Source organism: Vibrio sp. 10N.286.45.E10, assembly GCF_002874195.2.
Taxonomy (GTDB): Bacteria; Pseudomonadota; Gammaproteobacteria; order Enterobacterales; family Vibrionaceae; genus Vibrio; species Vibrio crassostreae.
In genome coordinates, this window is record NZ_MCWD02000001.1 from 2,676,422 (window position 1) to 2,701,140 (window position 24,719).

Here is a 24,719-nt window from a genome sequence, read left to right on the forward strand (position 1 = left end):
AATCTGTGTGGACACTTATCGTGAATATCTTCGTATAAGGAGGTGATCCAGCCCCAGGTTCCCCTAGGGCTACCTTGTTACGACTTCACCCCAGTCATGAACCACAAAGTGGTGAGCGTCCTCCCCGAAAGGTTAAACTACCCACTTCTTTTGCAGCCCACTCCCATGGTGTGACGGGCGGTGTGTACAAGGCCCGGGAACGTATTCACCGTAGCATTCTGATCTACGATTACTAGCGATTCCGACTTCATGGAGTCGAGTTGCAGACTCCAATCCGGACTACGACGCACTTTTTGGGATTCGCTCACTATCGCTAGCTTGCTGCCCTCTGTATGCGCCATTGTAGCACGTGTGTAGCCCTACTCGTAAGGGCCATGATGACTTGACGTCGTCCCCACCTTCCTCCGGTTTATCACCGGCAGTCTCCCTGGAGTTCCCGACATTACTCGCTGGCAAACAAGGATAAGGGTTGCGCTCGTTGCGGGACTTAACCCAACATTTCACAACACGAGCTGACGACAGCCATGCAGCACCTGTCTCAGAGCTCCCGAAGGCACACCTGCGTCTCCGCTGGCTTCTCTGGATGTCAAGAGTAGGTAAGGTTCTTCGCGTTGCATCGAATTAAACCACATGCTCCACCGCTTGTGCGGGCCCCCGTCAATTCATTTGAGTTTTAATCTTGCGACCGTACTCCCCAGGCGGTCTACTTAACGCGTTAGCTCCGAAAGCCACGGCTCAAGGCCACAACCTCCAAGTAGACATCGTTTACGGCGTGGACTACCAGGGTATCTAATCCTGTTTGCTCCCCACGCTTTCGCATCTGAGTGTCAGTATCTGTCCAGGGGGCCGCCTTCGCCACTGGTATTCCTTCAGATCTCTACGCATTTCACCGCTACACCTGAAATTCTACCCCCCTCTACAGTACTCTAGTTCACCAGTTTCAAATGCAGTTCCGAGGTTGAGCCCCGGGCTTTCACATCTGACTTAATGAACCACCTGCATGCGCTTTACGCCCAGTAATTCCGATTAACGCTCGCACCCTCCGTATTACCGCGGCTGCTGGCACGGAGTTAGCCGGTGCTTCTTCTGTTGCTAACGTCAAGAGATAGCGCTATTAACACTACCCCCTTCCTCACAACTGAAAGTACTTTACAACCCGAAGGCCTTCTTCATACACGCGGCATGGCTGCATCAGGCTTTCGCCCATTGTGCAATATTCCCCACTGCTGCCTCCCGTAGGAGTCTGGACCGTGTCTCAGTTCCAGTGTGGCTGATCATCCTCTCAGACCAGCTAGGGATCGTCGCCTTGGTGAGCCATTACCTCACCAACTAGCTAATCCCACCTAGGCATATCTTGACGCGAGAGGCCCGAAGGTCCCCCTCTTTGGCCCGTAGGCATTATGCGGTATTAGCCATCGTTTCCAATGGTTATCCCCCACATCAAGGCAATTTCCTAGGCATTACTCACCCGTCCGCCGCTCGACGCCCAATAACGCACCCGAAGGATTGTTAGTGTCGTTTCCGCTCGACTTGCATGTGTTAGGCCTGCCGCCAGCGTTCAATCTGAGCCATGATCAAACTCTTCAATTTAAGATTTTGTGACTCAACGAATACTGACTTCAAAACTACAAAAAGTAATTCTAAAGCTATTATCTTTCCAACAGAAAGATAATGAATTGACTGTGCCAAATACCTTCTTTCTACAAGAGAAAGTAGTTATTTGTATTGGTCACTCAGTTCATTGAAACCAAAGTTGATTCCTAAGAATCTGTTTTATCTAACGATAAAACGTTTTGATATTCATCAACGAGTGCCCACACAGATTGATAGGTTTAAATTGTTAAAGAGCTTCTCTTCGTTGTGACTTGCATCACTTCGGAAGAGGCGGCCATTCTAGCGACTTAATTCTCAGTGTCAAACACTTATTTGGAATTAATTTCTACTTTCTAAAAGTAGGAGCGAATAATCACTCAAAGCTAGTTGCCTTTACTAACATTCTGCGCTGAAGCCTTGTGGCGTCTACCGTGTCAGTGAGGCGGCATTATAGAGATGCCGCTCTTATTGGCAAGCATTAAATGTGTTTTTTATTGAAAAAAAGAGGTTAAGCGGAGATATTTCAACCAAGGGCTTATTTATACCATTTTCACCCCAAGCTTCGAACAAATTACCCACAACACCTTGTGGATAACTACTCCCCGTTATCAAAAAAATAAGATAAACGAGCTCTTGGGTTTAGATACTCTCTCACTTGTTCCGGTAATTTACTTGGATGAACGGCACTGACGATTTTTATCTCTTTAATAAAGAGGTCAATAATCGGGGCTTGGGTTCTTGGCACGCTAGGATCATAGATAAGTACATTTGGATAAAGCATATGTTTAGCGTTAACGGATATCACAACCCCAATCGAATCATTTGAAAGCTGTACTACGGTTCCTGGTGGGTAGACTCCCATGAACTTAACTAATAGCCCCAAGTTATCTTGGCTATATAAATGCTTGCAGCTTTTATATAAGTGGGACAGTGCCAGATACGGGATCATTTGTTGAGATTGCGTTTTACCATGGCAAAGGTTATCAAATGCATTAGCCACTGCGACTATCTTGGCAAATTCATCTATCTCATCTTCTTTTAAGCCTTCGGGATAACCAGAACCATCATTCACCTCATGATGTTGAGCAATCACCTTTTTGGCCCTTTCAGGAAAGTCATCAATTGTTGAAACAATATCTGCACCATATTTAGTGTGAAGCTTTAAGTAGTTCTCTTCTGGTACCGTAAGCGCACTCTGCTTTCTTAATATAGCGACTGGTATTTTGATTTTGCCTACATCGTGGAACAACGCTGCGAAGGAAAGATCTTTTAATTGCTGCGTATTGTAACCTTTAGCTTTACCTATCATCAGCGCGACAACAGAAACATTCAATGTATGAAAGTAGATGTCTTCAAAATCAGCTTTAGCATTCATAAGGTGCAATGTGACGTTATCATCGCTTACTAATGTTTCGACAATGTCATCAACCAGAGCTTTTACCTCCCCTACTGCATCTAAAGGTCGGTTACGGATCTTGGTCATCACAGAGCGCATTCGGGCCAGCGAACGTTCGAACTCTTTCTCGCAATGACTCACTCTGCGACGATAAGAGCTTAAAGTTTCGATACGTTCATGCTTATCTTTCCACATTCTTTCCGCTTCAAGGCTTACTTGTAAGTCAGTATCGGCTTCTTGCTCAATAACATGGTTAGCAGGTAGAGGAGATGTATCGCTTTGATTCAAGTTTATATAGACGTGCTTAATCCCAAGATGTCGAATTACCTTTACTTGGGCGTCATCTTTGATTTTAAAACTGTTGAATAAAAATGGGTGTTCATTCCATTTTACGGGGAGTCGTATATGCAGACCGGGCTGAATGCGATCTACGGTAATCTTTATGCTGCCCATTTTTATATATAATATTGATTAATAATCTCTATTTATAATTCTAATAAAACCAAGCAGCAATTTCACTATCCAATTTCACAGGTTCAATTTAAAGAATCGCAATGCACCATCCAGCGTATTCCAAACTTATCTTCAACCTTACCAAACCGAGCGCCCCAAAAAGTATCCGCTAACGGCGTCATTACTCGTCCATCTTGCTTTAGCTTTTCAAAGATCTGTTCTTGGGTCGCGGTATCATCTGTAACAAGAGAAAGTGCTAGGTTGTTCCCTTCTAGCTCTTTTGCCTTAACACCATCAGACATCATCAGCTTCATACCAAATGCTTCGAACTCAGCATGCATGACCCAATCAGGTTGAGCTCCCTCTATTACTTGTGGTGCATCACTAAAAAGTTGCTTCGATAAAACCACACCGCCGAAACACTTATGATAAAAATCCAACGCTTCACTACAACGACCGTCAAAAAACAAGTAAGGGGTTACTGTCAGCATATCTCTCTCCTCTGTTATTTACTTAAACATAGACAATAGAAGAAGGAATGACAGGTAACAGTATGATTTAAGATGATTAATTTATTAGGAAATGAAATTACGAAGTGAAACTGCGAGATTTAGGAATGAAACAGCAAGATCTGACTGATTGGACAAGCATTCCTGCCGCTACCGCGAAGGCAACGCTTTCCAGACTCCAGATACAACAAACCCCCAACTTTCGTTGAGGCTCTATCTTAAAATATGGTACCGGTTTAGGCGGACCGATTGGACAGGCATTCCTGCCGCTACCGCGAGGCAACGTTTTCCATACTCAAGATACAACAAAGCCCTGACCATTTCTGATCAGGGCTTTATCTAAATATGGTACCGGTAGGCGGACTTGAACCGCCACGCCCGAAGGCAACGGATTTTGAATCCGTCGTGTATACCAATTTCACCATACCGGCATTATCTTGGGGCATTGCCCTTTCGATGTTTGGCATTATACGTATGCGAACTGATGTGGCAAGTATAAAAACTTGAATTCATGTGTGTTTGCCGATAATTTCGCCACTAAGTCATAAGCTGTGCGTCATGTCTCTTTTCAGGCTAAGCCTTAAACTATATTCTGACGCCTCAATTTTTAAAGAAGTAATAACACATGACATCAACAAACACTCTGCCACCAGCAGGAGTCATGCGCCGATTTGGTGCCTTGTTCTATGACGCTCTGATCGTAATCGCTATTGAAATGTTGGCGGCTGGCGTCATTGTCGCTCTACTGCACGCGCTCATGGCTCTCGGCATATTTAACCACAGCGGTTATGCCGATGTTAGTGACTTCTTAACCAACCATCCGATTTGGAGCCCTGCATACACCTTTTACTTAGTGGCCGTTTGGGTCTATTTCTTTGTATTTTTCTGGACTAGAGCTGGTCAAACTCTCGGTATGAGAGCTTGGAAACTGCGCGTTCAAAACAAAGATGGCTCAGCTATCACAGTAACTCAGGCGCTAATTCGCTTAGGTACTTCAGGTTTTGGATTGGCAAACCTATGTGTGCCATTCGATCCTCAAAAACGTGGCTTTCACGATATCTGGGCAAAGACCGAAGTCGTTGTGTTACCACAAGCAAGATAGCGTGATTTAAGTTAGCTCCAATCAAGATCAAAAAAGGAAGGCGTTATGCCTTCCTTTTTTCTATTTACAGTTTCCGCCTCAAGAGCATGATGGCAATTCCAAGGAACACCACGCTCGGGGCGATTGCGCCAAAGGCGGGCGGTATCTGATAAACCAAACTCACAGGGCCAAAAAACTCACTGGATATATAGAAGGTAAAGCCAGCAATAACACCTGACAGTATTCTCGCCCCCATGGTCACACTACGCAAAGGACCAAAGATAAACGACAGTGCCATCAGCATCATAACCGCGATCGAAATTGGCTGAGTTATCTTCCTCCACAATGCCAGTTCATAACGTGATGCATCTTGCTCCGACGCTTTAAGGTAGGAAACATAATCATACAAACCACTTAAAGAGAGCTCTTCTGGCTTAACCGTTACAATCGCAAGCTTATCTGGAGCAAGTGATGTCTTCCATGAGTATGTCGGTAGACTTTCTTTGGTAATTTGAAGTTCGTTTTCAAAAGACGTTATCTCGACATCCTTCATCGTCCACACGTTATCTCCAACGTAATCAACTTCGTCAGAGTAAATAGCGGTCTTAAGTGCCTTATTTTCATCAAAGCGCCACATGTTCATTCCATATAGCTTCTGATCATCGATTTTGACAATGAAGATGAAGTCATTCGCATCACGAGCCCACACACCACTTTGCGTCGAGATAATATTACCACCAGCAATGGAAATAGTTCTTAAATCACGAGCCATTTTCTGCGCTTGCGGTGCGCCCCACTGACCAAGTAGTGTCACCACGATCATCAGTGGAATAGCGGTTTTAAGTACCGATAGGCCGATATCTAACTTAGAGAAACCAGCGGCCTGCATAACTACCAGCTCAGAACTCGCAGCAAGCATACCAAGCCCAATCAAGGCGCCAAGCAATGCAGCCATTGGAAAGAACATTTCGATATCACGAGGGATACTCAGTAAAACAAAGTACAGCGCTTGTAATAGATCGTATGTACCACGGCCAACTTTTCTCAGCTGTTCTACATACTTGATGATCCCAGAGAGACCAACAAACGTCACCAATACCAGTGACGTCGTTGCGATGATGGTTCTGCCTATATATAAATCGAGAATCTTAAACACGGCTTAAGCCAACCTCTTATTCTTGAATTTTTCTTTCAAACGCCTTACTGGCACGCTATCCATAAAGTTTGCACCAATCGCGACAAATAACAACAACGCATTGATTGGCCACATGCCGATTACCGCAGGAATGCTTCCCTCTTCAATTGAAGATTTAGTTGCACTGATTGCTAAGAAATAGGTGAGATAAATCAGTATTGCTGGGCCGATTTTCGCAAAACGACCTTGGCGAGGGTTTACCGCAGACAGCGGCACGACAAGCATGGTCAACAATGGAATACAAAGTACCAAAGAAATACGCCATTGCAATTCAGCTTTCGCGCTATTATTCGGGTTACCGATAAGGTCAAGTGTCGGGATAGCTTCCCAGTCTCGACCTTTCTTCTCAACTTCACGTTGACCGATCAGGCCTTCGTATTCTTCAAAGTGTGTCACCATATAATCAAGGCGTGTAGGCACACCTTCATGACGAGTGCCATCGTACATCACGATAACTTGGCGACCATCGCTGAGTTCTTTTACATCTCCCGACTTCGAGAACATCACACTTGGCAGTACTGAGTCACGTGGGCGCATTTGAGCAACGAACACATTTTCTAATTTATTGCCGTCAATATCATCGATAAACACCACAGAAGAACCATCCGGCGTGCCTTCAAACTTACCTTTTGGTAGCAAATCAACGCTGTTCTCTGCGGCTACTTCTTCATACATTTGTTCAACTTTGTCTTGTGACCAAGGAGACAACCAAAATGAGTTAAAAGCGGCAACCGTTGCGGTAATTAAAGCTAAGTAAAGTGCAGATTGAATCAGGAATTTATTACCAATACCGGTGGCGTTCATCACCACAATTTCACTTTCGGCGTAAAGGCGGCCAAAAGTCAGCAAAATACCAATATAAATACTGAGAGGAAGCATCAATAGGCCCATCGCTGGCATATTTAAGCCAACAATCGACAATATAAGACTCGCGGGGATATCACCATCAGAGGCGTCCGCTAAAACACTGATGAATTTTTGGCTGAGAAACACGAGAAAGAGAACAAAAAAGATCGCAAATTGGCTCTTGATTGTCTCGCGGATCAAATATCTAACAATAATCACGCTCAAATTACCTATACAAAACTTGTTTTTTTGATTGAATCACTATAATTTCCCGTTGAACCTTTTATTTTTTTAAATTTTTAGCTAAGTGTTAGCGTTCTTCTTTAAGGTTAGTTCCATTATAGGATCCAACAAGTAAGAACCCATTATCTAACATTTAGTTCGATTTGTCTTCAGGATGTAGGAGTACGCATGGAGTTCAGTGTAAAAAGTGGCAGCCCAGAGAAACAGCGCAGCGCATGTATCGTTGTCGGTGTATTCGAACCGCGCCGCCTTTCTCCAGTAGCCGAGCAATTAGATAAGATTAGCGATGGCTACATTAGTTCACTGCTTCGTCGCGGTGATCTAGAGGGTAAACCTGGCCAGATGCTACTACTGCATCAAGTACCTGGTGTACTTTCAGAACGTGTTCTACTGGTAGGCTGTGGTAAAGAACGTGAGCTAGGCGAGCGTCAATACAAAGAAATTATCCAAAAAACCATCAGCACACTAAACGAAACAGGTTCTATGGAAGCAGTATGTTTCCTTACAGAACTTCACGTTAAAGGTCGCGACACTTATTGGAAAGTTCGCCAAGCAGTAGAAGCGACTAAAGATGGTCTTTACACATTCGACCAATTCAAGAGCAACAAACCAGAGACTCGTCGCCCACTACGTAAATTGGTATTCAACGTACCAACACGCCGCGAATTGAGCCTGGGTGAGAAAGCTATTTCTCACGGCCTTGCTATTGCTTCAGGTGTAAAAGCGTCTAAAGATTTAGGCAACATGCCACCAAACATCGCAAACCCTGCTTATCTTGCATCTCAAGCTCGTCGTTTAGCTGACGATTACGAGACAGTGAAGACTAAGATCATTGGCGAAGAAGAGATGGAAAAACTGGGTATGACATCATACCTAGCAGTAGGCCGTGGCTCTAAAAATGAATCTATGATGTCTATCATGGAATACAAAGGCGCTCCGGATCCAGATGCGAAGCCGATTGTATTAGTCGGTAAAGGTCTGACTTTCGATTCAGGCGGCATCTCGCTTAAGCCTGGTGAAGGTATGGATGAGATGAAGTACGACATGTGTGGTGCGGCGTCAGTATTCGGTACAATGAAAGCATTGGCTAAACTGAACTTACCTATTAACGTGGTTGGTATCCTAGCAGGTTGTGAAAACATGCCAGGCAGCAATGCTTACCGTCCAGGTGATATCCTAACGACAATGTCAGGCCAAACGGTTGAAGTACTAAACACTGATGCTGAAGGTCGCTTGGTTCTATGTGATGCTCTAACTTACGTTGAGCGTTTTGAACCAGATTGTGTTGTCGATGTTGCTACGCTAACTGGCGCATGTGTTATCGCTCTAGGTCACCACATCAGTGGCGTTCTATCGAACCACAACCCGCTTTCTCACGAACTTGTTAATGCTTCTGAGCAAGCAAGTGACCGAGCATGGCGTCTACCTATGGCAGACGAGTACCATGAGCAGCTAAACAGCCCGTTCGCTGATATGGCGAACATCGGCGGCCGTCCTGGCGGCACAATTACTGCTGGTTGCTTCCTGTCTAAATTCACTAAGAAGTACCACTGGGCACACATCGATAGTGCTGGTACAGCTTGGAAGTCAGGCGCAGCGAAAGGCTCGACAGGTCGTCCTGTCTCAATGCTAGTCCAATTCTTATTGAACCGCAGCGGCCAAGAGACTGAAGAGCAATCTTCAAAATAATAAAAAGGGCCTACGGGCCCTTTTTTAATAAGCGCTATTTGTTAGATCCTGTTAACCGAGTAACATTGATATCCACGATTTTCAGTTCGAGTATTAAGTATGCAGACTGCTACATTTTACATTGTGCCTTCAGACAGTCCGCAAGCCAGCGAAGATGGTTTTGCTCACTATGTGCTGTTTCTTGCTCAGCACTTTGCGAAACAAGGCGCTAAGCTTTATCTCAACTGTAATGACAAAGAACATGCCGAGCGTATTGCTGAAGTTTTGTGGCAAGTCGAACCCAGTGAGTTTATTGCGCACAACTTGGTTGGCGAAGGCCCAAAGTATTCAACCAACATCGAAATTGGCTATCAAGGCGTAAAACATAATTGGAATCGTCAGCTAGTAATTAATCTGGCCGATAATCATACAACCTTTGCGAACGCCTTTGCTCAGGTGATAGACTTCGTCCCTTGCGAAGAAAAAGCTAAGCAACTCGCTCGAGAAAGGTATAAAATTTACCGTCAGGCTGGATATCAGCTACAGACGATCGAGATTCAACATCCATAGTCAAACCTCATAGTTAAAGCTATCTTTGGATTTAGATTCAAGAAGCTTCACTTATGAAGTTTGACCACGATTAACCATTCACAGTATCCGTTTAAGAGCACTATGGAAAAGACATACAACCCAACATCAATCGAACAAGCTCTGTATCAGACTTGGGAAGAGAAAGGCTACTTTAAGCCACACGGTGACACATCAAAAGAAGCTTACAGCATCATGATCCCGCCACCGAACGTCACTGGCAGCCTACACATGGGTCACGCGTTCCAAGATACGATCATGGATACGCTTATCCGTGCTCAACGTATGAAAGGCAAAAACACGCTTTGGCAAGTGGGTACTGACCACGCTGGTATCGCAACTCAAATGGTTGTTGAGCGTAAGATTGCTGCTGAAGAAGGTAAAACAAAACACGACTACGGTCGTGAAGCTTTCATCGACAAGATCTGGGAATGGAAAGGCGAATCAGGTGGCACGATCACTAAACAGCTTCGTCGTCTTGGAGCATCTGTAGATTGGGATCGTGAGCGATTCACTATGGATGACGGCCTATCGGCTGCGACTCAAGAAGTGTTTGTTCGTCTATACGAAGAAGACCTAATCTACCGTGGTAAGCGTCTAGTAAACTGGGATCCTAAACTGCACACTGCAATTTCAGATCTTGAAGTTGAAAACAAAGACAAAAAAGGTTTCATGTGGCACTTCCGCTACCCGCTAGCGAACGGTGTTAAAACGGCTGATGGTAAAGACTACATCGTTGTTGCTACTACTCGTCCAGAAACCATGTTTGGTGATACTGGCGTAGCGGTTAACCCAGAAGATCCTCGTTACAAAGATCTTATCGGTAAAGAAATCCTACTTCCTGTTGTTAACCGTCTTATCCCTATCGTAGGCGATGAGCACGCAGACATGGAAAAAGGCACGGGGTGTGTGAAAGTCACTCCAGCTCATGACTTTAACGATTACGAAGTGGGTAAGCGCAACAACCTACCGATGATCAACATCCTAACGTTCAACGCTGATATCCGTGATGCTGCTGAAGTCTTCACAACCAACGGCGAAGAAAGCGATGTTTACTCAACAGATATCCCTGCTAAGTACCAAGGCATGGAGCGTTTTGCTGCACGTAAAGCTATCGTTGCTGAATTCGATGAACTTGGTCTTCTTGAAGAGATAAAAGATCACGACCTAACTGTCCCTTACGGTGACCGTGGTGGCGTAGTTATCGAACCAATGCTGACTGACCAATGGTACGTGCGCACAGCACCTCTTGCAGCACCTGCAGTCAAAGCCGTTGAAGATGGCGAAATCCAGTTCGTGCCTAAGCAATACGAAAACATGTACTTCGCGTGGATGCGTGACGTGCAAGACTGGTGTATCTCTCGTCAACTTTGGTGGGGCCACCGAATCCCAGCATGGTACGACAACGATGGTAAAGTTTACGTAGGTCGTACTGAAGAAGAAGTTCGTGAAAAGAACAACCTAGCGCCTGTTGTTGTGCTTAAGCAAGACAACGATGTACTTGATACATGGTTCTCTTCTGCACTTTGGACGTTCGGCACGCAAGGCTGGCCTGAAGATACTGAAGCAATGAAAACATTCCACCCATCAGAAGTACTAGTATCTGGTTTTGATATTATCTTCTTCTGGGTTGCTCGTATGATCATGATGACCATGCACTTCGTGAAAGACGAAGATGGCAAGGCTCAAGTACCTTTCAAAACGGTTTACATGACAGGTCTTATCCGTGATGAAAACGGCGACAAGATGTCTAAGTCGAAAGGTAACGTACTTGACCCAATCGACATGATTGACGGCATCGGCCTTGAAGAGCTAGTAGAAAAGCGTTGTGGCAACATGATGCAACCTAAACTGGCTGCTAAGATCGAAAAAGCAACACGTAAAACTTTCGAAAACGGTATCGAACCATACGGTACTGACGCACTGCGTTTCACTCTTGCTGCTATGGCTTCAACTGGCCGTGACATCAACTGGGACATGAAGCGCCTTGAAGGTTACCGTAACTTCTGTAACAAGTTATGGAACGCGAGCCGTTACGTACTGATGAACACAGAAGAGCACGATTGTGGCATGTCACTGTCTGTTGAAGACCGTGCAAACATGGAATTCTCTCTAGCGGATAAGTGGATTGAATCTCAGTTTGAAGTTGCAGCGAAAGAGTTTAATGCTCACCTAGACAACTACCGTCTAGACATGGCAGCAAACACGCTTTACGAATTCATCTGGAACCAATTCTGTGACTGGTACTTAGAACTAACTAAACCGGTTCTTTGGAAAGGCACTGAAGCTCAACAACAAGCGACTCGTTACACGCTTATCACGGTTCTAGAGAAGACTCTGCGTCTTGCTCACCCAGTTCTTCCTTACATCACCGAATCTATCTGGCAGAGCGTTAAGCCTCTAGTAGACGGCGTTGAAGGCGAGACAATCATGACTCAAGCGCTTCCTCAGTTTAACGAAGATAACTTCAATGCTGAGATCGTAGAAGACATCGAATGGGTTAAGACTTTCATCACAGCTATCCGTAACCTACGTGCGGAATACGACATTGCACCGAGCCAAGGCTTAGAAGTAATGATCAAAGTCGCTGATGAGAAAGATGCAGCTCGTATCGAAGCGAACAAGATCGTTCTTAACTCTCTAGCTAAACTAGACGACATTAAAGTTCTAGCTGATTGTGAAGAGACTCCTGCTTGTGCAACTAAACTGGTTGGTAAGTCTGAGCTAATGATCCCAATGGCGGGTCTTATCGACAAAGATGCTGAGCTTGCTCGTCTAGATAAAGAAGTAGCTAAAACTCACGGCGAGATTAAGCGTATCGAAGGTAAGCTAGGTAACGAGGGTTTCGTTGCTAAAGCGCCAGAAGCGGTTATCGCGAAAGAGCGTGAAAAGCTTGAAGGCTACCAAGAGACTCTTGTGAAGCTTGAAGAGCAAAAAGCAACAATTGCTGCTCTTTAAAACTGAATGAACGAGGAGGTTTCGAACCTCTCGCTCTAGATAAAAAGGTTGGCCTTCATGGTCAGCCTTTTTTTATGCACCAAGTTCCAATCCAATCAGCCTCACTCCCGTTTATTGATAGCTTTTGCCTATCAAAACAATCTTAACTGCCCATTGGATTTAGTGATAATAATTCTCAATAATAGCTCTATCGAAACAACACAACGACCGAGTAATTATCATGAAAAAGACACTAACCTTTGCTGCATTACATTTTACTATCGCATTTAGTGTCGCTTATGTACTCACAGGCGACATCTTAATTGGTAGCTTAATCGCCATGATTGAGCCCTCTGTGAATACTGTTGCCTTCTATTTTCATGAAAAGGCGTGGGCTCAAGTACCAGCGCTTAAAGCTCGTCAGTGGATGACCAAATTAAAAACAGCAAGCTTTGCTAGCATCCACTTTAGTGTTGCCTTTACCGTTGTCTACTTGTTGACTGGCGATGCCTTCATCGGCGGTGTGATGGCTTTGCTAGAGCCAGCTTTAAATACAGTTGCTTACTACTTCCACGAGAAAGTCTGGTTACGAAAAGCTGAAAGCCAAACAGTACAAGCTCAGTTTTGCTTACATCAACACGCTTAATCTAAAGCTCACTGAGCGATTGAAGCAACCAGTTTCGAATAACAAAATTCAGCTCACCATTGACAAAGTTGCGCACCGCAATTAAATTGATTGCGGTGCGCAACTTCATTTCTTAATCCAAAGGTAGGTGGTTATGAATTCTCAACAGTTAAGAGACTATTCTCGTCAAACGGTTCGTTTACTTGGCATGCTTGATAAGCAATGTGGTGATGTCGACCTCACTCCAGTCCAGGCTCATACTCTTGGTGAAATCCAGTTGCAGCCAATCACCATCAACCAATTAGCACAGCAACTTAACGTAGATAAATCGAATGCTAGCCGCACTGTCACGGGTCTGCTCAAGCTTGGTTTAGTTGAAAGCCTAGAGAACCCAACAGACAAGCGTAGCCAATTAGTCGCCCTAACCGCTCAAGGTGTTGATGCGTTATCTCAACTCGACCAGCAGCAAAGCATCTTCTTTGAAAAAGTACTCTCGACACTCAATAACAACGAACAACAACTGCTTAAGCAAGGACTTGAGAGCTATTTAAAAGGGCTAACGAAAGTATGCCAAGCGGATGAGTTTGTATTACGTCCACTCACAGAGTCAGACAACCAACAATTAGCCGAAGTCATTCGCCAAGTTTCGGCTGAGCATGGGCTCACAGAAGATAAAGGCTATGGCGTGGCCGATCCAACACTCGATGATATGTACTCTGTCTATAGCCAAGCAAACGCAATGTATTGGGTTATCGAACATAACGGAAAGGTTGTCGGAGGCGGTGGCTTTGCCCCTCTAGCAGGCAAACCCAATGTGTGTGAGCTACAAAAGATGTACTTCTTACCGCAAACTCGAGGGCATGGCCTAGCCAAGCGAATTGTCGCTTTGAGCTTAAAGCAAGCCAAACAACTTGGGTATCATCACATGTATTTAGAAACGACGGAATGCTTAGGTGCTGCGGTCAAACTCTATGAGAAACTTGGGTTTGAGCACCTTGACTCAGCTTGGGGAGAGACAGGCCACGACGCTTGTGAGGTTGTCATGGCCAAATCGTTATAAGCAGAATGTGCCGCTATAGCGAAAGAAGATAGTGCTAAAATATACGGAGTTAGCGTAAAAAGTTACTGACGCAAGAAGTTGGGTTCAAGGCAACAAAAGAACTCTCTTCTTGCCCATCAAGTACCACTTCTAATTGATATAGATGCTTAGGGTTGGGCTTCTCAAGGTTAAATACCATGGGAGCTTCCACCTGAAACACAACGCCGGTATGCTCTGCGCGCACATCTATCGGCATTACGAGTGTCATGCCATTAAACTTGATGGATGCCGATATTAACCCCGGCTTTAGCGTTTGATAGATAACATCTACTTTGAACTCACAGCCACCGCCATGGTGCCAGATCTGCTCTGTGACAACTTGCTCTAGTTTGACGTTTCGAACGAACTGCAGGTATGGCGCTTGCCAAATCCCGATGCGCGAATCAGATTTAACGACAACCTGTGAAGATACAGAATCATCCATATCCTCTTCAAGCAGCAGGCTCTCTTCTTCTTCAAGGAAAAGGATCTCAAAACGGTTTCGGCCAGACTGCATATAAGGGCGGATGTCTTTGCGATATTCAGCTTGGCTACCATCGCAATCAAACACGGCAACGCCATTCAGTCGCACTTCTGCAAAGTAATCGACACCCGCTACGACCAACTCAACGAATGGACACGCCAACATAGCGTCATCCACTTCAATGTCATGCATCAGGTGCCACTCTTGCTCTGCAATTTCATTTTCACTCAAGCTACCAGGGAGCTTTGAGCTTAACGGAGCCGGAAAAGTGATGTCATCTTGTGGGATAGAGAGATCCGTCAGTGGCGAAATTTGCCAAAGACCATCGAGAAGCAACCGCATATCATTCCTTGAGCTAGATCAATTTTGACCGCATTATAATGAATGAATGCATATAAAGACATTTATTTTTCTGAGGGTAAAAAAATGCCAGCTCGAGGCTGGCATTTTTTAAAATTAGGAAAGAATTACTCTTCGCCTTCATCATCTTCGTCCGGGTAGATAGCATCTTCACCTTCGTAGTAAGTGCCCCAACCGTCGTAGATAATGTCGAACTTCTCTGCAAGGTTCACAAGCTTCTCAACTTGCTCATCGATCGCTTCTGCATTCAGAGTACATTGCATCGTTGCATCACAACAAAGTAGCTTATTGCCATCTTCGTCTTCAGTCTCTTCAGCTTCAAGCACTTCAAAGCCCATTTTGAATGCTTCAACAACCGCTTTCTCAAGCACATCGAAATCTTCAGCAAATAGGTGATGCTCGATATCGTATAGAGCTTCAGGATCGCTACCATCTTCAATTAATGCTGTAATGATGTCGCGAGTCTCTTCCTTTTGAAATTCAATTAATTCCGCTACTGATAGATATTCATCTTCGTGAGACATGTGTCTGCTCCAGAGTGTTGACTATGAAAAGATCAAATTTGATTGCCACGAAATATGGCACGGATCGTCCAGAAAAGCCACCCAGATCAGGCCTAGAAAGGTAAGTTTATCGCGAGATCGCAGAGCCAATATCAATTCAAAAGTGAAATTAAAATCACAGAAACAAATTTCCAACATTTTATTAACCGCCACGTATTTTAGCATTTCGTTTTTGTGGCCACTTTAGGGCTTATTGAATAAAACTTGCGTGATTAGTCACATTGGCTGCATACACCCAACCGCTTCTAGGGTGCATAAATCCTCAGCTTGTTATCAAAAAGTGCATAATAGTGAATAAAAAATCACGATTAATAAGCAAAATTCAATTCTAACAAGCCATGAATTGAGCATAGATCCTCAAAAACGTTGTTCCGTGCGATAGCCAGTAAATTGGAATTTAATCTGCGTAAAGTTTAAAATGGCAGATTTTATGACCAATAATTAGCCAAATACCTTGCATTAACTCAATCTGTAAAACTTGCATATTACGGACAAGCTTGTCATAAATAGACGCTGGATTAATAGTAAGGATGCAAAATGAGTAAGCTGTACGTTGGCTCCGAAGTCGGTCAATTGAGACGAGTTCTCCTAAATAGACCTGAAAGAGCACTCACCCACCTCACCCCTTCAAACTGTCATGATCTTTTATTTGATGATGTACTTGCCGTTGAAGCAGCTGGTGAAGAACATGATGCCTTTGCAGAAACGCTGCGCAGTCAAGACGTAGAAGTGCTACTGCTGCACGACCTGCTAGTAGAGACGCTTGCCGTACCTCAGGCTCGTGAGTGGTTGCTGAATACTCAAATCTCAGATTTCCGTTATGGGCCTACTTTTGCCCGTGACTTAAGAAACTACCTTGCTCAAATGGATAATGAGCATCTAGCAACGATCTTACTCGGTGGCTTGGCTTATTCTGAGCTTCCTATCAAATCATCATCGATGCTGCCTAAAATGCATCGACCACTCGATTTCGTTATCGAACCTCTGCCTAACCACCTGTTTACGCGAGATACCTCATGCTGGGTTTACGGCGGTGTATCGCTGAACCCAATGATGAAGCCTGCACGTCAACGTGAAACGAACCACCTGCGTGCTATCTACCGCTGGCATCCAGTGTTCGCCGGTCAAGATTTCATTAAGTACTTTGGTGATGAAGACCTTCACTACGACAACGCCAATATTGAAGGCGGTGACGTACTGGTTATCGGTAAAGGCGCGGTACTGGTTGGTATCTCTGAGCGTACCAAGCCACAAGGTGTCGAAAACCTAGCGGCTAGCTTGTTCCGTTCGGGTCAAGCAACCGAAGTAATTGCTATCGATTTACCAAAACACCGCTCTTGTATGCACCTTGATACGGTGATGACGCACATGGATATCGACACTTTCTCTGTCTACCCTGAGATTGTTCGCAAAGATCTAGATACTTGGCGCCTAACACCAAAAGAAAATGGTGAGATGCGTGTAGAGAAATCGGAAAACTACCTGTCAGCAATTGAAGGGGCTCTAGGCCTTGATCAGCTGAAGATCATCACGACTGGCGGTGACAACTATGAAGCTGAACGTGAACAGTGGAATGACGCTAACAACGTACTAACAGTGAAGCCAGGTACCGTGATTGGCTATGAGCGTAATGTTTACACCAATGAGAAATACGACAAAGCGGGTATCGAAGTTCTAACGATTCCTGGCAACGAGTTAGGCCGTGGTCGTGGCGGCGCACGCTGTATGAGCTGCCCTATCGAAAGAGACGGTATCTAAGTCAAAGAGCTCAGTTAAACGAACTCAATAACTTATCTAGGCCAGTATTCATTTACTGGCCTTTTTTATTAAATTAATAAAATAAATATTCACAAATATAGCATCTTTATGTTTAACTGAGTTCTTCATTGATTCTATATTCGCAAGGAGCGAGAGATGGCCTTTAATCTTCGCAATCGTAACTTTCTAAAACTTCTCGACTTTACTCCTAAAGAGATTCAGTTTTTACTCGATCTGTCTGCTGATCTAAAAAAAGCTAAGTATGCAGGAACAGAGCAGAAAAAGCTTAACGGTAAAAACATCGCTTTGATCTTTGAAAAAGCATCAACACGAACTCGATGTGCTTTTGAGGTAGCGGCCTTTGATCAAGGTGCTCAAGTCTCTTATCTAGGCCCTTCTGGTTCTCAGATTGGTCAGAAAGAATCAATGAAAGATACGGCTCGTGTATTAGGTCGTATGTACGACGGCATTGAATACCGTGGCTTTGGTCAAAGCACTGTCGAAGATCTTGGCGCATACGCTGGTGTGCCGGTTTGGAACGGCCTAACCGATGAATTCCATCCGACTCAGATCTTGGCTGATTTCCTCACTATGCTTGAGCATGGTCGCGGTAAACATCTACATCAAATCAGCTTTGCCTACCTAGGCGATGCGCGTAACAACATGGGCAACTCACTGTTAGTCGGTGCTGCGAAAATGGGCATGGATATTCGCCTTGTCGCGCCAAAAGCCTTTTGGCCAGAAGAACAACTTGTAGAAGAGTGCCAAACCATTGCACAAAACACTGGTGCAAAAATCACGTTGACTGAAGACGTTGCTGAAGGCGTGAAAGGTTGTGATTTCCTATACACCGATGTTTGGGTTTCGATGGGTGAAGCCCCAGAAGCTTGGGACGAGCGTGTAGCGGTAATGAAGCCATACCAAGTGAATATGGATGTCATTAACCTAACTGGTAACCCTCAAGTGAAGTTCATGCACTGCCTACCCGCTTTCCACAACAATGAAACTGTGATTGGTCAGCAAGTCGCAGACAAGTATGGAATGAACGGTTTAGAAGTCACTGACGAAGTCTTTGAATCGGATTACTCAATTGTGTTTGATGAAGCTGAGAATCGCATGCACACCATCAAAGCGGTTATGGTTGCGACACTGGGCCAATAGCGAATATTGAAAGTAAACAAAAGCTTGATGTAATCGCTTGCGCTCACAAATTGAAAGCGTATAATTCTCGGCAATTTGTCTGAGAGTAGTGAAAATGACGCCAACCAATATTGTGAAAACACCAAATATTGCTCGTAAGCTAAGATGCTTACCAGGCCGTCTATTCTGCTTTTCAGCACTTTTTTAAAGCCTCCCATTATGGGGGGCTTTTTTATGGCCAATACATTATTGTGGGGAAGAAGATCATGGCGAATTCGCTCTATCAAAAGCACATCATCTCAATTCCAGAGCTTTCTCGTGAAGAGCTAGAATTAATTGTTCAAACGGCAGGTCAGCTAAAGGCTGAACCAAACCCAGAACTCATCAAGAACAAAGTTGTTGCCAGCTGCTTCTTCGAACCTTCTACGCGAACTCGCCTCTCTTTTGAAACTGCGATTCAACGCATCGGTGGTGACGTGATTGGCTTCGACAGTGGTGGTAACACTTCTTTGGCAAAGAAAGGCGAAACGCTAGCGGACTCAGTACAGGTTATCTCTTCATACGTTGACGCTTACGTGATGCGTCACCCTCAAGAAGGCGCAGTGCGTCTGGCTTCTGAGTTCTCAAACGGTGTACCGGTTATTAATGCAGGTGACGGCGCAAATCAACATCCAACACAAACGTTATTAGACCTATTCTCTATCGCCGAGACACAAGGCCGCCTCGACAACCTAAACGTTGCATTCGTTGGTGACCTTAAGTACGGCCGTACAGTTCACTCGTTGACGCAAGCGCTAGCGAAGTTCGACAACATCTGTTTCTATTTCGTGGCACCAGAAGCACTGGCGATGCCAGACTACATTTGCGAAGAGCTTGATGAAGCGGGCATCAAGTACCAACTATTGACGGACATGGAAGATGTCATTCCTGAGCTTGATGTCTTGTACATGACTCGAGTTCAAAAAGAGCGCTTCGATGAGTCAGAATACGCGCACATCAAATCAGCGTACATCCTGACCGCTTCAATGCTGGAGAATGCACGCGATAACCTGAAGGTTCTGCACCCTCTTCCTCGTGTTGATGAGATTACTATCGATGTAGATAAAACACCTTACGCTTACTACTTCCAGCAAGCAGAGAATGGTGTTTACGCGCGTGAAGCATTACTAGCCCTTGTTCTTAACGAAACGCTGTAGAGGAGAGATATCATGTCTAAAGAGACTCAATTAAAAGTTGAAGCAATCAGAAACGGTACTGTTATCGACCACATCCCAGCTAACATCGGGATCAAGGTGCTAAAACTGTTCGACATGCACAACTCTCACCAGCGCGTGACCATTGGCCTAAATCTGCCATCATCTGCACTAGGTGGAAAAGACCTGCTTAAGATTGAGAATGTATTTATCACGGAAGAACAGGCGAGCAAGTTGGCACTTTACGCACCTCACGCGACCGTTAATCAAATCGAAGATTACGAAGTGGTTAAGAAGTTAGCATTAGAACTTCCTGAGCAAATCAACGATGTGTTCGAGTGCCCAAATACCAACTGTATTACTCACAATGAACCGGTTGAAAGCAGCTTTAAGATCTTTGAAAAGAAAGAAGATATTCGATTAAAGTGTAAGTATTGCGAAAAAGTCTTCTCTCGCGAAATCGTAACAGAAAGATAACGTCATACGGCAACCCCGTTTGAACGTAAAAACTATCAAATACCTCGCCTGTGCGGGGTATTTTACGCTTTACCTAGCCCAAATTTGAAGGCACACTGAAAAACGATTTTTATCTAATAACTGATGGAATAAACCAATGACTAAAGTACTTCACACAGAATCTGCTCCAGCTGCAATCGGCCCATACGTACAAGGTGTTGACCTTGGCAACATGGTACTGACTTCTGGTCAAATCCCAGTAAACCCAGCAACTGGTGAAGTATCTGCTGATATCGCAGTGCAAGCTCGCCAATCTCTAGACAACGTTCAAGCGGTTGTTGAAGCTTCAGGCCTGACTGTAAAAGACATCGTAAAACTAACGGTATTCGTAAAAGACCTAAACGACTTCGGCACAGTAAACGAAGTTTACGGCAAATTCTTTGATGAGCACGGCGTTGCGAACTACCCTGCACGTTCATGTGTTGAAGTAGCTCGTCTACCAAAAGATGTAGGTATCGAAATCGAAGCTATTGCGGTTCGTAAATAGGTTTTACCCTCTTGAATAAACGGTTCTAGTAAGCGAATAAGGCATCAAGCTGAGCGTTTATCAGATACAAAAAAGGTTGCCCTATTGGCAACCTTTTTATTGTTCGTCGTTTCGCTTAGATGATTATTTCTTATTAAGCTCAACCACTTCTTTATCTAATTCTTCAAGCTTAGCAGCCATCTGCTCACGAGCTAAGTTAGCTAGTTCACGAACATTAGACTTGTCGTAACCTTCTGTGCTGATAGGTGGCAGCATCTCAACAATCACATGGCCGTTGTTCCAACGGTTTAGCTTCACGCCACCTGTTGAGCTACACACGATAGGGATAATCGGTAAGCCTGCGCCAATTGCAGCATGGAAAGCACCCGTTTTGAATGGCAACAAACCACGGCCACGAGAACGAGTCCCTTCAGGGAACATCCATACTGAAACGTCGCTCTCTTTTAGGCTTGTCACTACCTGATCAATTGTACCCACCGCTTTGCTGCGGTTAGCACGGTCAATTAGGATGTTACCCGTCAGCCAGTAAAGCTGACCAAATAGAGGCATCCACACTAGGCTTTTCTTACCAACCGTCACCACTTTAGGCGTTACCGCTGATGAAATCGTGAATAGATCCCAGCTGTTTTGGTGGTTCGCCACATAAACATGTTGGCCGCGAGAGTAGGCATCTTCTGGGATGCGAAGCTCTAACTTCATGCCGAAGATCTTCGACATGCGACCGAAATAGCGGCCAAAGGTAAATACGTGTTTTGGGTTGCGCGGGCTCAGTAAACAGTAACCACACCCAAATACAAACATAAGAATCGCAAATATCGCCACTGCGAAAATACGTAATATTGCTATCATTTTGTTCCTCACCGACCGCCAAGTTGATTCATCTATTTGCGCAAAAATGAGCAATAGATTTACTTGCGGTAAATACAACTATAAAAAAGCCGAAACCAAGGTTCCGACTTTTATGTTTTCATCTTACTGATTCATGAATCCACTAACCTAGGTTAGTTCGACTCACTAAATCGTGTAATGTTTGCGCCTAAGGCTGACAGTTTATCTTCAATCTTATCGTAGCCACGATCGATGTGATAAATACGGTCAACGATGGTTTCGCCTTGAGCAATACAGCCAGCAATCACAAGGCTCGCAGATGCGCGAAGGTCCGTAGCCATTACTTGAGCGCCGCTCAGTTTTTCCGTCTCACCACAGATAGCCGTGTTGCCTTCGATTTCCGCTTTTGCGCCCATTCGCTGTAACTCAGGAATGTGCATAAAGCGGTTTTCAAAGATAGTCTCAGTAATAACACCACTGCCCTTCGCCATCATGTTAAGCAGAGTAAACTGTGCTTGCATATCGGTTGGGAAGCCAGGGTGAGGTGCCGTTACGATTTTCACCGCTTTCAGTTCACGACCCGTCATATCAAGGCTGATCCAGTCTTCGCCCGTTTCAACCTTCGCACCCGCTTCTTCAAGCTTCGCTAAGGCAGCTTCAAGAAGATGAGCGTTGGTGTTGCGACAAACCACTTTACCGCCAGAAACAGCAGCAGCAACCAGGAAAGTACCAGTTTCAATACGGTCAGCAACCACAGAGTGTTGGCCACCACCAAGACGCTCAACGCCTTCGATAGTAATCGTATCTGTACCTGCGCCAGAAATTTTAGCACCTAGTTTGTTTAGGAAGTCAGCCGTATCAACAATCTCAGGCTCACGCGCTGAATTATCGAGTACTGTTGTACCTTCCGCTAGTGTTGCTGCACACATGATAGTAATCGTAGCGCCAACGCTTACTTTATCCATCACGATGTGCGCGCCTTTCAAACGGCCATCAACACTTGCTTTCACATAACCATCTTCCAACTTAATGGTCGCACCTAGTTGCTCTAGGCCATGGATATGCAAATCAACAGGTCGAGCACCAATTGCACAACCACCAGGAAGTGACACTTGGCCTTCACCAAAACGAGCCACTAAAGGGCCTAAAGCCCAAATAGAAGCACGCATTGTTTTCACTAAATCGTAAGGCGCACAAAATTCATTGATTTCGCTGCCATCAACATGAACACTACCGTTACGTGATACTTTTGCGCCTAAACGCTTTAGTAGTTCCATCGTAGTATCGATGTCACGTAGGTGAGGAACGTTACTTACTTCTACTGGCTCTTCAGCAAGAATTGAAGCAAATAAGATAGGTAGCGCTGCGTTTTTTGCGCCTGAGATCGTCACTTCACCGCTTAACGGCTTGTCTGATCCAATAACTCGAAACTTTTCCATCATAAACCTTAAAGTGACATCAGTTTCTTATCACGTTCCCACTCTTCTGGCGTAAAAGCCTTAATAGAAAGAGCATGGATATCATTGCGTTGAATGTATTCCATTAGTGGGCCGTAGATTAGTTGCTGCTTCTTAACTCGATTCATGCCGTCAAAACATGGATCAACCGCAACAACTTCGTAATGACTGCCTTCACCCTTCACGAAAATTTCCTGAAGGTTCAGTGCTTCTGCTAATAATTCTTGTACTTTTGTGCTGTCCACAAATAGCTCCTGCCTAATTTTTATGTGTTCTGCCATCATTGGCTGGATATTGCTCAATTGGAACAACGTTCGTAATTGTTCTGGCACGAAACTGAGCATTATATGACAGTTTTGATTTTTTGCATGCTCTAATAAGTGAATTAGCATCACCATTCCTGCTGAATCGACTCGATTTATATGGCTAAGGTCAATTTCAACGCTCGATTCCGTCGTTTGCCACTTTTCCAATATACGCCAGATTGCAGGGACACTGTCTCGGTCGATATCGCCAAGCAGCTGATATTCTTTAGAGCTTAGTGCTTGCCATTGAGAATGGCTCATTATTTATTACTCTCAAAACGAATCGGTTGTGCTGCTAATTTCTCTAGCTCGTCAGCAACCTGTAAGATGCCTTCTTGACGAATCTTAGTATTCCACTCCGATTGCTTGCTCGACAGCAGACTGATCCCTTCCGCAACCATATCAAATGCCTTCCACTCGCCAGATTTTTTGTCTTTACGAAGTTTAAATTCAAGCTTGATGTTAGGTCGCGGCGAATCAATGATGTCTACCTTGATACTGGTAATACGGCTGTCCGCTTTGATTTTTGGTTCAGGGCCAAATTCAATTGTCTGATCTGTGTATTGAGTTAGCACTTGAGCGTAAGAAGAAACCAAGTATTTACGGAATGAGTCGATAAATACACGCACGTCTTTTCTATCTGCGCCTTTCAAGTTTGGACCAAGCAGCTTAAGTGCTGCATATTGAGCATTCACATAAGGCATCAACTCTTCTTCCACGATCACCTTAAGGAGCTCTGGATCTTGGTGAATGTTGTCTTGTTCGATCTTTAAGCGCTCAAATGCCACCTCAGCGACTTGCGTCATCATTTGGTAAGGCTGCGTTTTATCAATAGTCTCATCCGCAAAAGCTTGAGTAGAAATCAACAAGGCCATTACAGCGAAAAACCCTATTTTCAAGTGACTCATCTTTTTCAACATCCTCTTATTCCTCAGCTTTATTGTCATCAGAGCCACCAACGCTATACAGCACTTGGCCGATCAAATCTTCTAGTACCAATGCTGACTTGGTGTCTTCAATCGAATCACCATCAACCAACATCTCTTCATCGTCAAAAATGAAGCCTGGAACTAAACTGATGTACTGCTCACCGATTAAACCTGACGTTAAGATTTGAGCACTAGAGGTATCAGGAAATTGTGAGTACTTCGAATCAATAGACAATTTAACCACTGGCAGGTAGCTCTCGGTATCAAGTTCAATACTTTGAACTCGGCCAACAACCACGCCCCCCACTTTCACCGGAGAACGAACCTTTAGGCTACCAATGTTGTCAAAGGTCGCTTTTAGATTGTAAGTATGGTTCGAACCTATGCCTTTTACGTCAGCGACTTGAAAGATCATGATTAAGATTGCGCAAATTCCGGCAATAACAAAGGTGCCGACCCATAATTCTAATTTTCGAGTTTGTTGCAT

General features: G+C 44.5%; 22 protein-coding genes, 1 tRNA gene, 1 rRNA gene and 1 pseudogene. 11 read left to right on the forward strand and 14 right to left on the reverse strand.

From position 1 onward, the window contains the following. Positions 1-35: 35 nt before the first annotated feature. The 4 genes from BCU34_RS11920 to BCU34_RS11935 all read right to left on the reverse strand — a co-directional run bounded on the left by BCU34_RS11920 (position 36) and on the right by BCU34_RS11935 (position 4,382). Positions 36-1,590, reverse strand: a 16S ribosomal RNA gene (locus tag BCU34_RS11920). A gap of 598 nt (positions 1,591-2,188) precedes the next feature. Beyond that, complete coding sequence (locus BCU34_RS11925; protein ID WP_102479789.1) at positions 2,189-3,442, reverse strand: HD-GYP domain-containing protein; 1,254 nt, start codon at positions 3,440-3,442, stop codon at positions 2,189-2,191. 83 nt (positions 3,443-3,525) lie between these two features. Next, positions 3,526-3,933 carry a VOC family protein gene (locus tag BCU34_RS11930; protein ID WP_102431395.1) on the reverse strand — a complete coding sequence of 136 codons (408 nt, stop codon included), beginning with the start codon at positions 3,931-3,933 and terminating at the stop codon, positions 3,526-3,528. A 364-nt stretch (positions 3,934-4,297) separates the two neighbouring features. Then, positions 4,298-4,382, reverse strand: a tRNA-Leu gene (locus BCU34_RS11935). Positions 4,383-4,576: 194 nt separating this feature from the next. Between BCU34_RS11935 and BCU34_RS11940 the strand changes: the two genes are divergently transcribed. After that, positions 4,577-5,053 (forward strand): RDD family protein, encoded by a 477-nt coding sequence (locus BCU34_RS11940; protein WP_048659251.1) that lies wholly within the window; start codon positions 4,577-4,579, stop codon positions 5,051-5,053. Positions 5,054-5,117: 64 nt separating this feature from the next. Here BCU34_RS11940 and lptG read toward each other — a convergent pair whose 3' ends face one another. Both lptG and lptF read right to left on the reverse strand, forming a co-directional pair. Beyond that, positions 5,118-6,188 carry an LPS export ABC transporter permease LptG gene (gene lptG, locus BCU34_RS11945; protein ID WP_048659252.1) on the reverse strand — a complete coding sequence of 357 codons (1,071 nt, stop codon included), beginning with the start codon at positions 6,186-6,188 and terminating at the stop codon, positions 5,118-5,120. A 3-nt stretch (positions 6,189-6,191) separates the two neighbouring features. Next, positions 6,192-7,292 (reverse strand): LPS export ABC transporter permease LptF, encoded by a 1,101-nt coding sequence (gene lptF, locus BCU34_RS11950; RefSeq protein ID WP_048659253.1) that lies wholly within the window; start codon positions 7,290-7,292, stop codon positions 6,192-6,194. Between the two features lie 192 nt (positions 7,293-7,484). Here lptF and pepA point away from each other — a divergent pair, with 192 nt between their 5' ends. The 5 genes from pepA to BCU34_RS11975 all read left to right on the forward strand — a co-directional run bounded on the left by pepA (position 7,485) and on the right by BCU34_RS11975 (position 14,194). Then, positions 7,485-9,005: a leucyl aminopeptidase gene (gene pepA / locus BCU34_RS11955; RefSeq protein WP_017058936.1), complete on the forward strand. Its 1,521-nt coding sequence runs from the start codon at positions 7,485-7,487 to the stop codon at positions 9,003-9,005. 99 nt (positions 9,006-9,104) lie between these two features. Then, entirely contained in the window at positions 9,105-9,554 is a 450-nt protein-coding gene (locus tag BCU34_RS11960) for a DNA polymerase III subunit chi (protein WP_048659254.1), read from the forward strand. Between the two features lie 102 nt (positions 9,555-9,656). Next, entirely contained in the window at positions 9,657-12,530 is a 2,874-nt protein-coding gene (locus BCU34_RS11965; protein ID WP_102431397.1) for a valine--tRNA ligase, read from the forward strand. Between the two features lie 220 nt (positions 12,531-12,750). After that, the gene (locus tag BCU34_RS11970) at positions 12,751-13,155 is read left to right on the forward strand and encodes a DUF2061 domain-containing protein (protein ID WP_048662132.1); all 405 of its coding nucleotides are present in this window, start codon (positions 12,751-12,753) and stop codon (positions 13,153-13,155) included. Between the two features lie 133 nt (positions 13,156-13,288). Next, a complete protein-coding gene (locus tag BCU34_RS11975) occupies positions 13,289-14,194 on the forward strand; it encodes a bifunctional helix-turn-helix transcriptional regulator/GNAT family N-acetyltransferase (protein ID WP_102431398.1) in 906 nt (301 codons plus the stop codon). A gap of 49 nt (positions 14,195-14,243) precedes the next feature. Here the strand turns inward: BCU34_RS11975 and BCU34_RS11980 are convergent, their stop codons facing one another. Next, positions 14,244-15,038 (reverse strand): glycosyl hydrolase 2 galactose-binding domain-containing protein, encoded by a 795-nt coding sequence (locus BCU34_RS11980; protein ID WP_102431399.1) that lies wholly within the window; start codon positions 15,036-15,038, stop codon positions 14,244-14,246. A gap of 125 nt (positions 15,039-15,163) precedes the next feature. Continuing rightward, positions 15,164-15,580 (reverse strand): ribonuclease E inhibitor RraB, encoded by a 417-nt coding sequence (gene rraB, locus BCU34_RS11985; RefSeq protein ID WP_017058930.1) that lies wholly within the window; start codon positions 15,578-15,580, stop codon positions 15,164-15,166. A 576-nt stretch (positions 15,581-16,156) separates the two neighbouring features. Between rraB and arcA the strand changes: the two genes are divergently transcribed. The 5 genes from arcA to BCU34_RS12010 all read left to right on the forward strand — a co-directional run bounded on the left by arcA (position 16,157) and on the right by BCU34_RS12010 (position 20,713). After that, positions 16,157-17,377, forward strand: a complete 1,221-nt coding sequence (arcA, locus tag BCU34_RS11990; protein WP_048659260.1) for an arginine deiminase — start codon at positions 16,157-16,159, stop codon at positions 17,375-17,377. A 156-nt stretch (positions 17,378-17,533) separates the two neighbouring features. After that, a complete protein-coding gene (locus tag BCU34_RS11995; protein WP_102530383.1) occupies positions 17,534-18,538 on the forward strand; it encodes an ornithine carbamoyltransferase in 1,005 nt (334 codons plus the stop codon). Between the two features lie 245 nt (positions 18,539-18,783). Further along, complete coding sequence (pyrB, locus tag BCU34_RS12000; protein ID WP_102478658.1) at positions 18,784-19,713, forward strand: aspartate carbamoyltransferase; 930 nt, start codon at positions 18,784-18,786, stop codon at positions 19,711-19,713. Between the two features lie 12 nt (positions 19,714-19,725). Beyond that, a complete protein-coding gene (gene pyrI, locus BCU34_RS12005) occupies positions 19,726-20,187 on the forward strand; it encodes an aspartate carbamoyltransferase regulatory subunit (protein ID WP_017632290.1) in 462 nt (153 codons plus the stop codon). 136 nt (positions 20,188-20,323) lie between these two features. Then, positions 20,324-20,713 (forward strand): RidA family protein, encoded by a 390-nt coding sequence (locus BCU34_RS12010; protein ID WP_009847729.1) that lies wholly within the window; start codon positions 20,324-20,326, stop codon positions 20,711-20,713. A gap of 123 nt (positions 20,714-20,836) precedes the next feature. Here BCU34_RS12010 and BCU34_RS12015 read toward each other — a convergent pair whose 3' ends face one another. The 6 genes and pseudogenes from BCU34_RS12015 to mlaD all read right to left on the reverse strand — a co-directional run bounded on the left by BCU34_RS12015 (position 20,837) and on the right by mlaD (position 24,719). Then, positions 20,837-21,562, reverse strand: coding sequence for a 1-acylglycerol-3-phosphate O-acyltransferase (locus BCU34_RS12015; protein WP_017058926.1), 726 nt, complete (start codon positions 21,560-21,562; stop codon positions 20,837-20,839). 152 nt (positions 21,563-21,714) lie between these two features. Beyond that, positions 21,715-22,980 (reverse strand): UDP-N-acetylglucosamine 1-carboxyvinyltransferase, encoded by a 1,266-nt coding sequence (murA, locus tag BCU34_RS12020; protein WP_017058925.1) that lies wholly within the window; start codon positions 22,978-22,980, stop codon positions 21,715-21,717. Positions 22,981-22,988: 8 nt separating this feature from the next. Then, positions 22,989-23,243, reverse strand: coding sequence for a BolA family iron metabolism protein IbaG (ibaG, locus tag BCU34_RS12025; RefSeq protein WP_017058924.1), 255 nt, complete (start codon positions 23,241-23,243; stop codon positions 22,989-22,991). Positions 23,244-23,261: 18 nt separating this feature from the next. Next, positions 23,262-23,564: pseudogene (locus BCU34_RS12030) on the reverse strand (lipid asymmetry maintenance protein MlaB); the annotation flags it as partial. Beyond that, positions 23,564-24,178, reverse strand: a complete 615-nt coding sequence (locus BCU34_RS12035; RefSeq protein WP_240698006.1) for a phospholipid-binding protein MlaC — start codon at positions 24,176-24,178, stop codon at positions 23,564-23,566. The gene BCU34_RS12035 and the pseudogene BCU34_RS12030, both read right to left, overlap by 1 nt. A 49-nt stretch (positions 24,179-24,227) precedes the next feature. After that, positions 24,228-24,719 (reverse strand): outer membrane lipid asymmetry maintenance protein MlaD, encoded by a 492-nt coding sequence (gene mlaD / locus BCU34_RS12040; RefSeq protein WP_048662139.1) that lies wholly within the window; start codon positions 24,717-24,719, stop codon positions 24,228-24,230.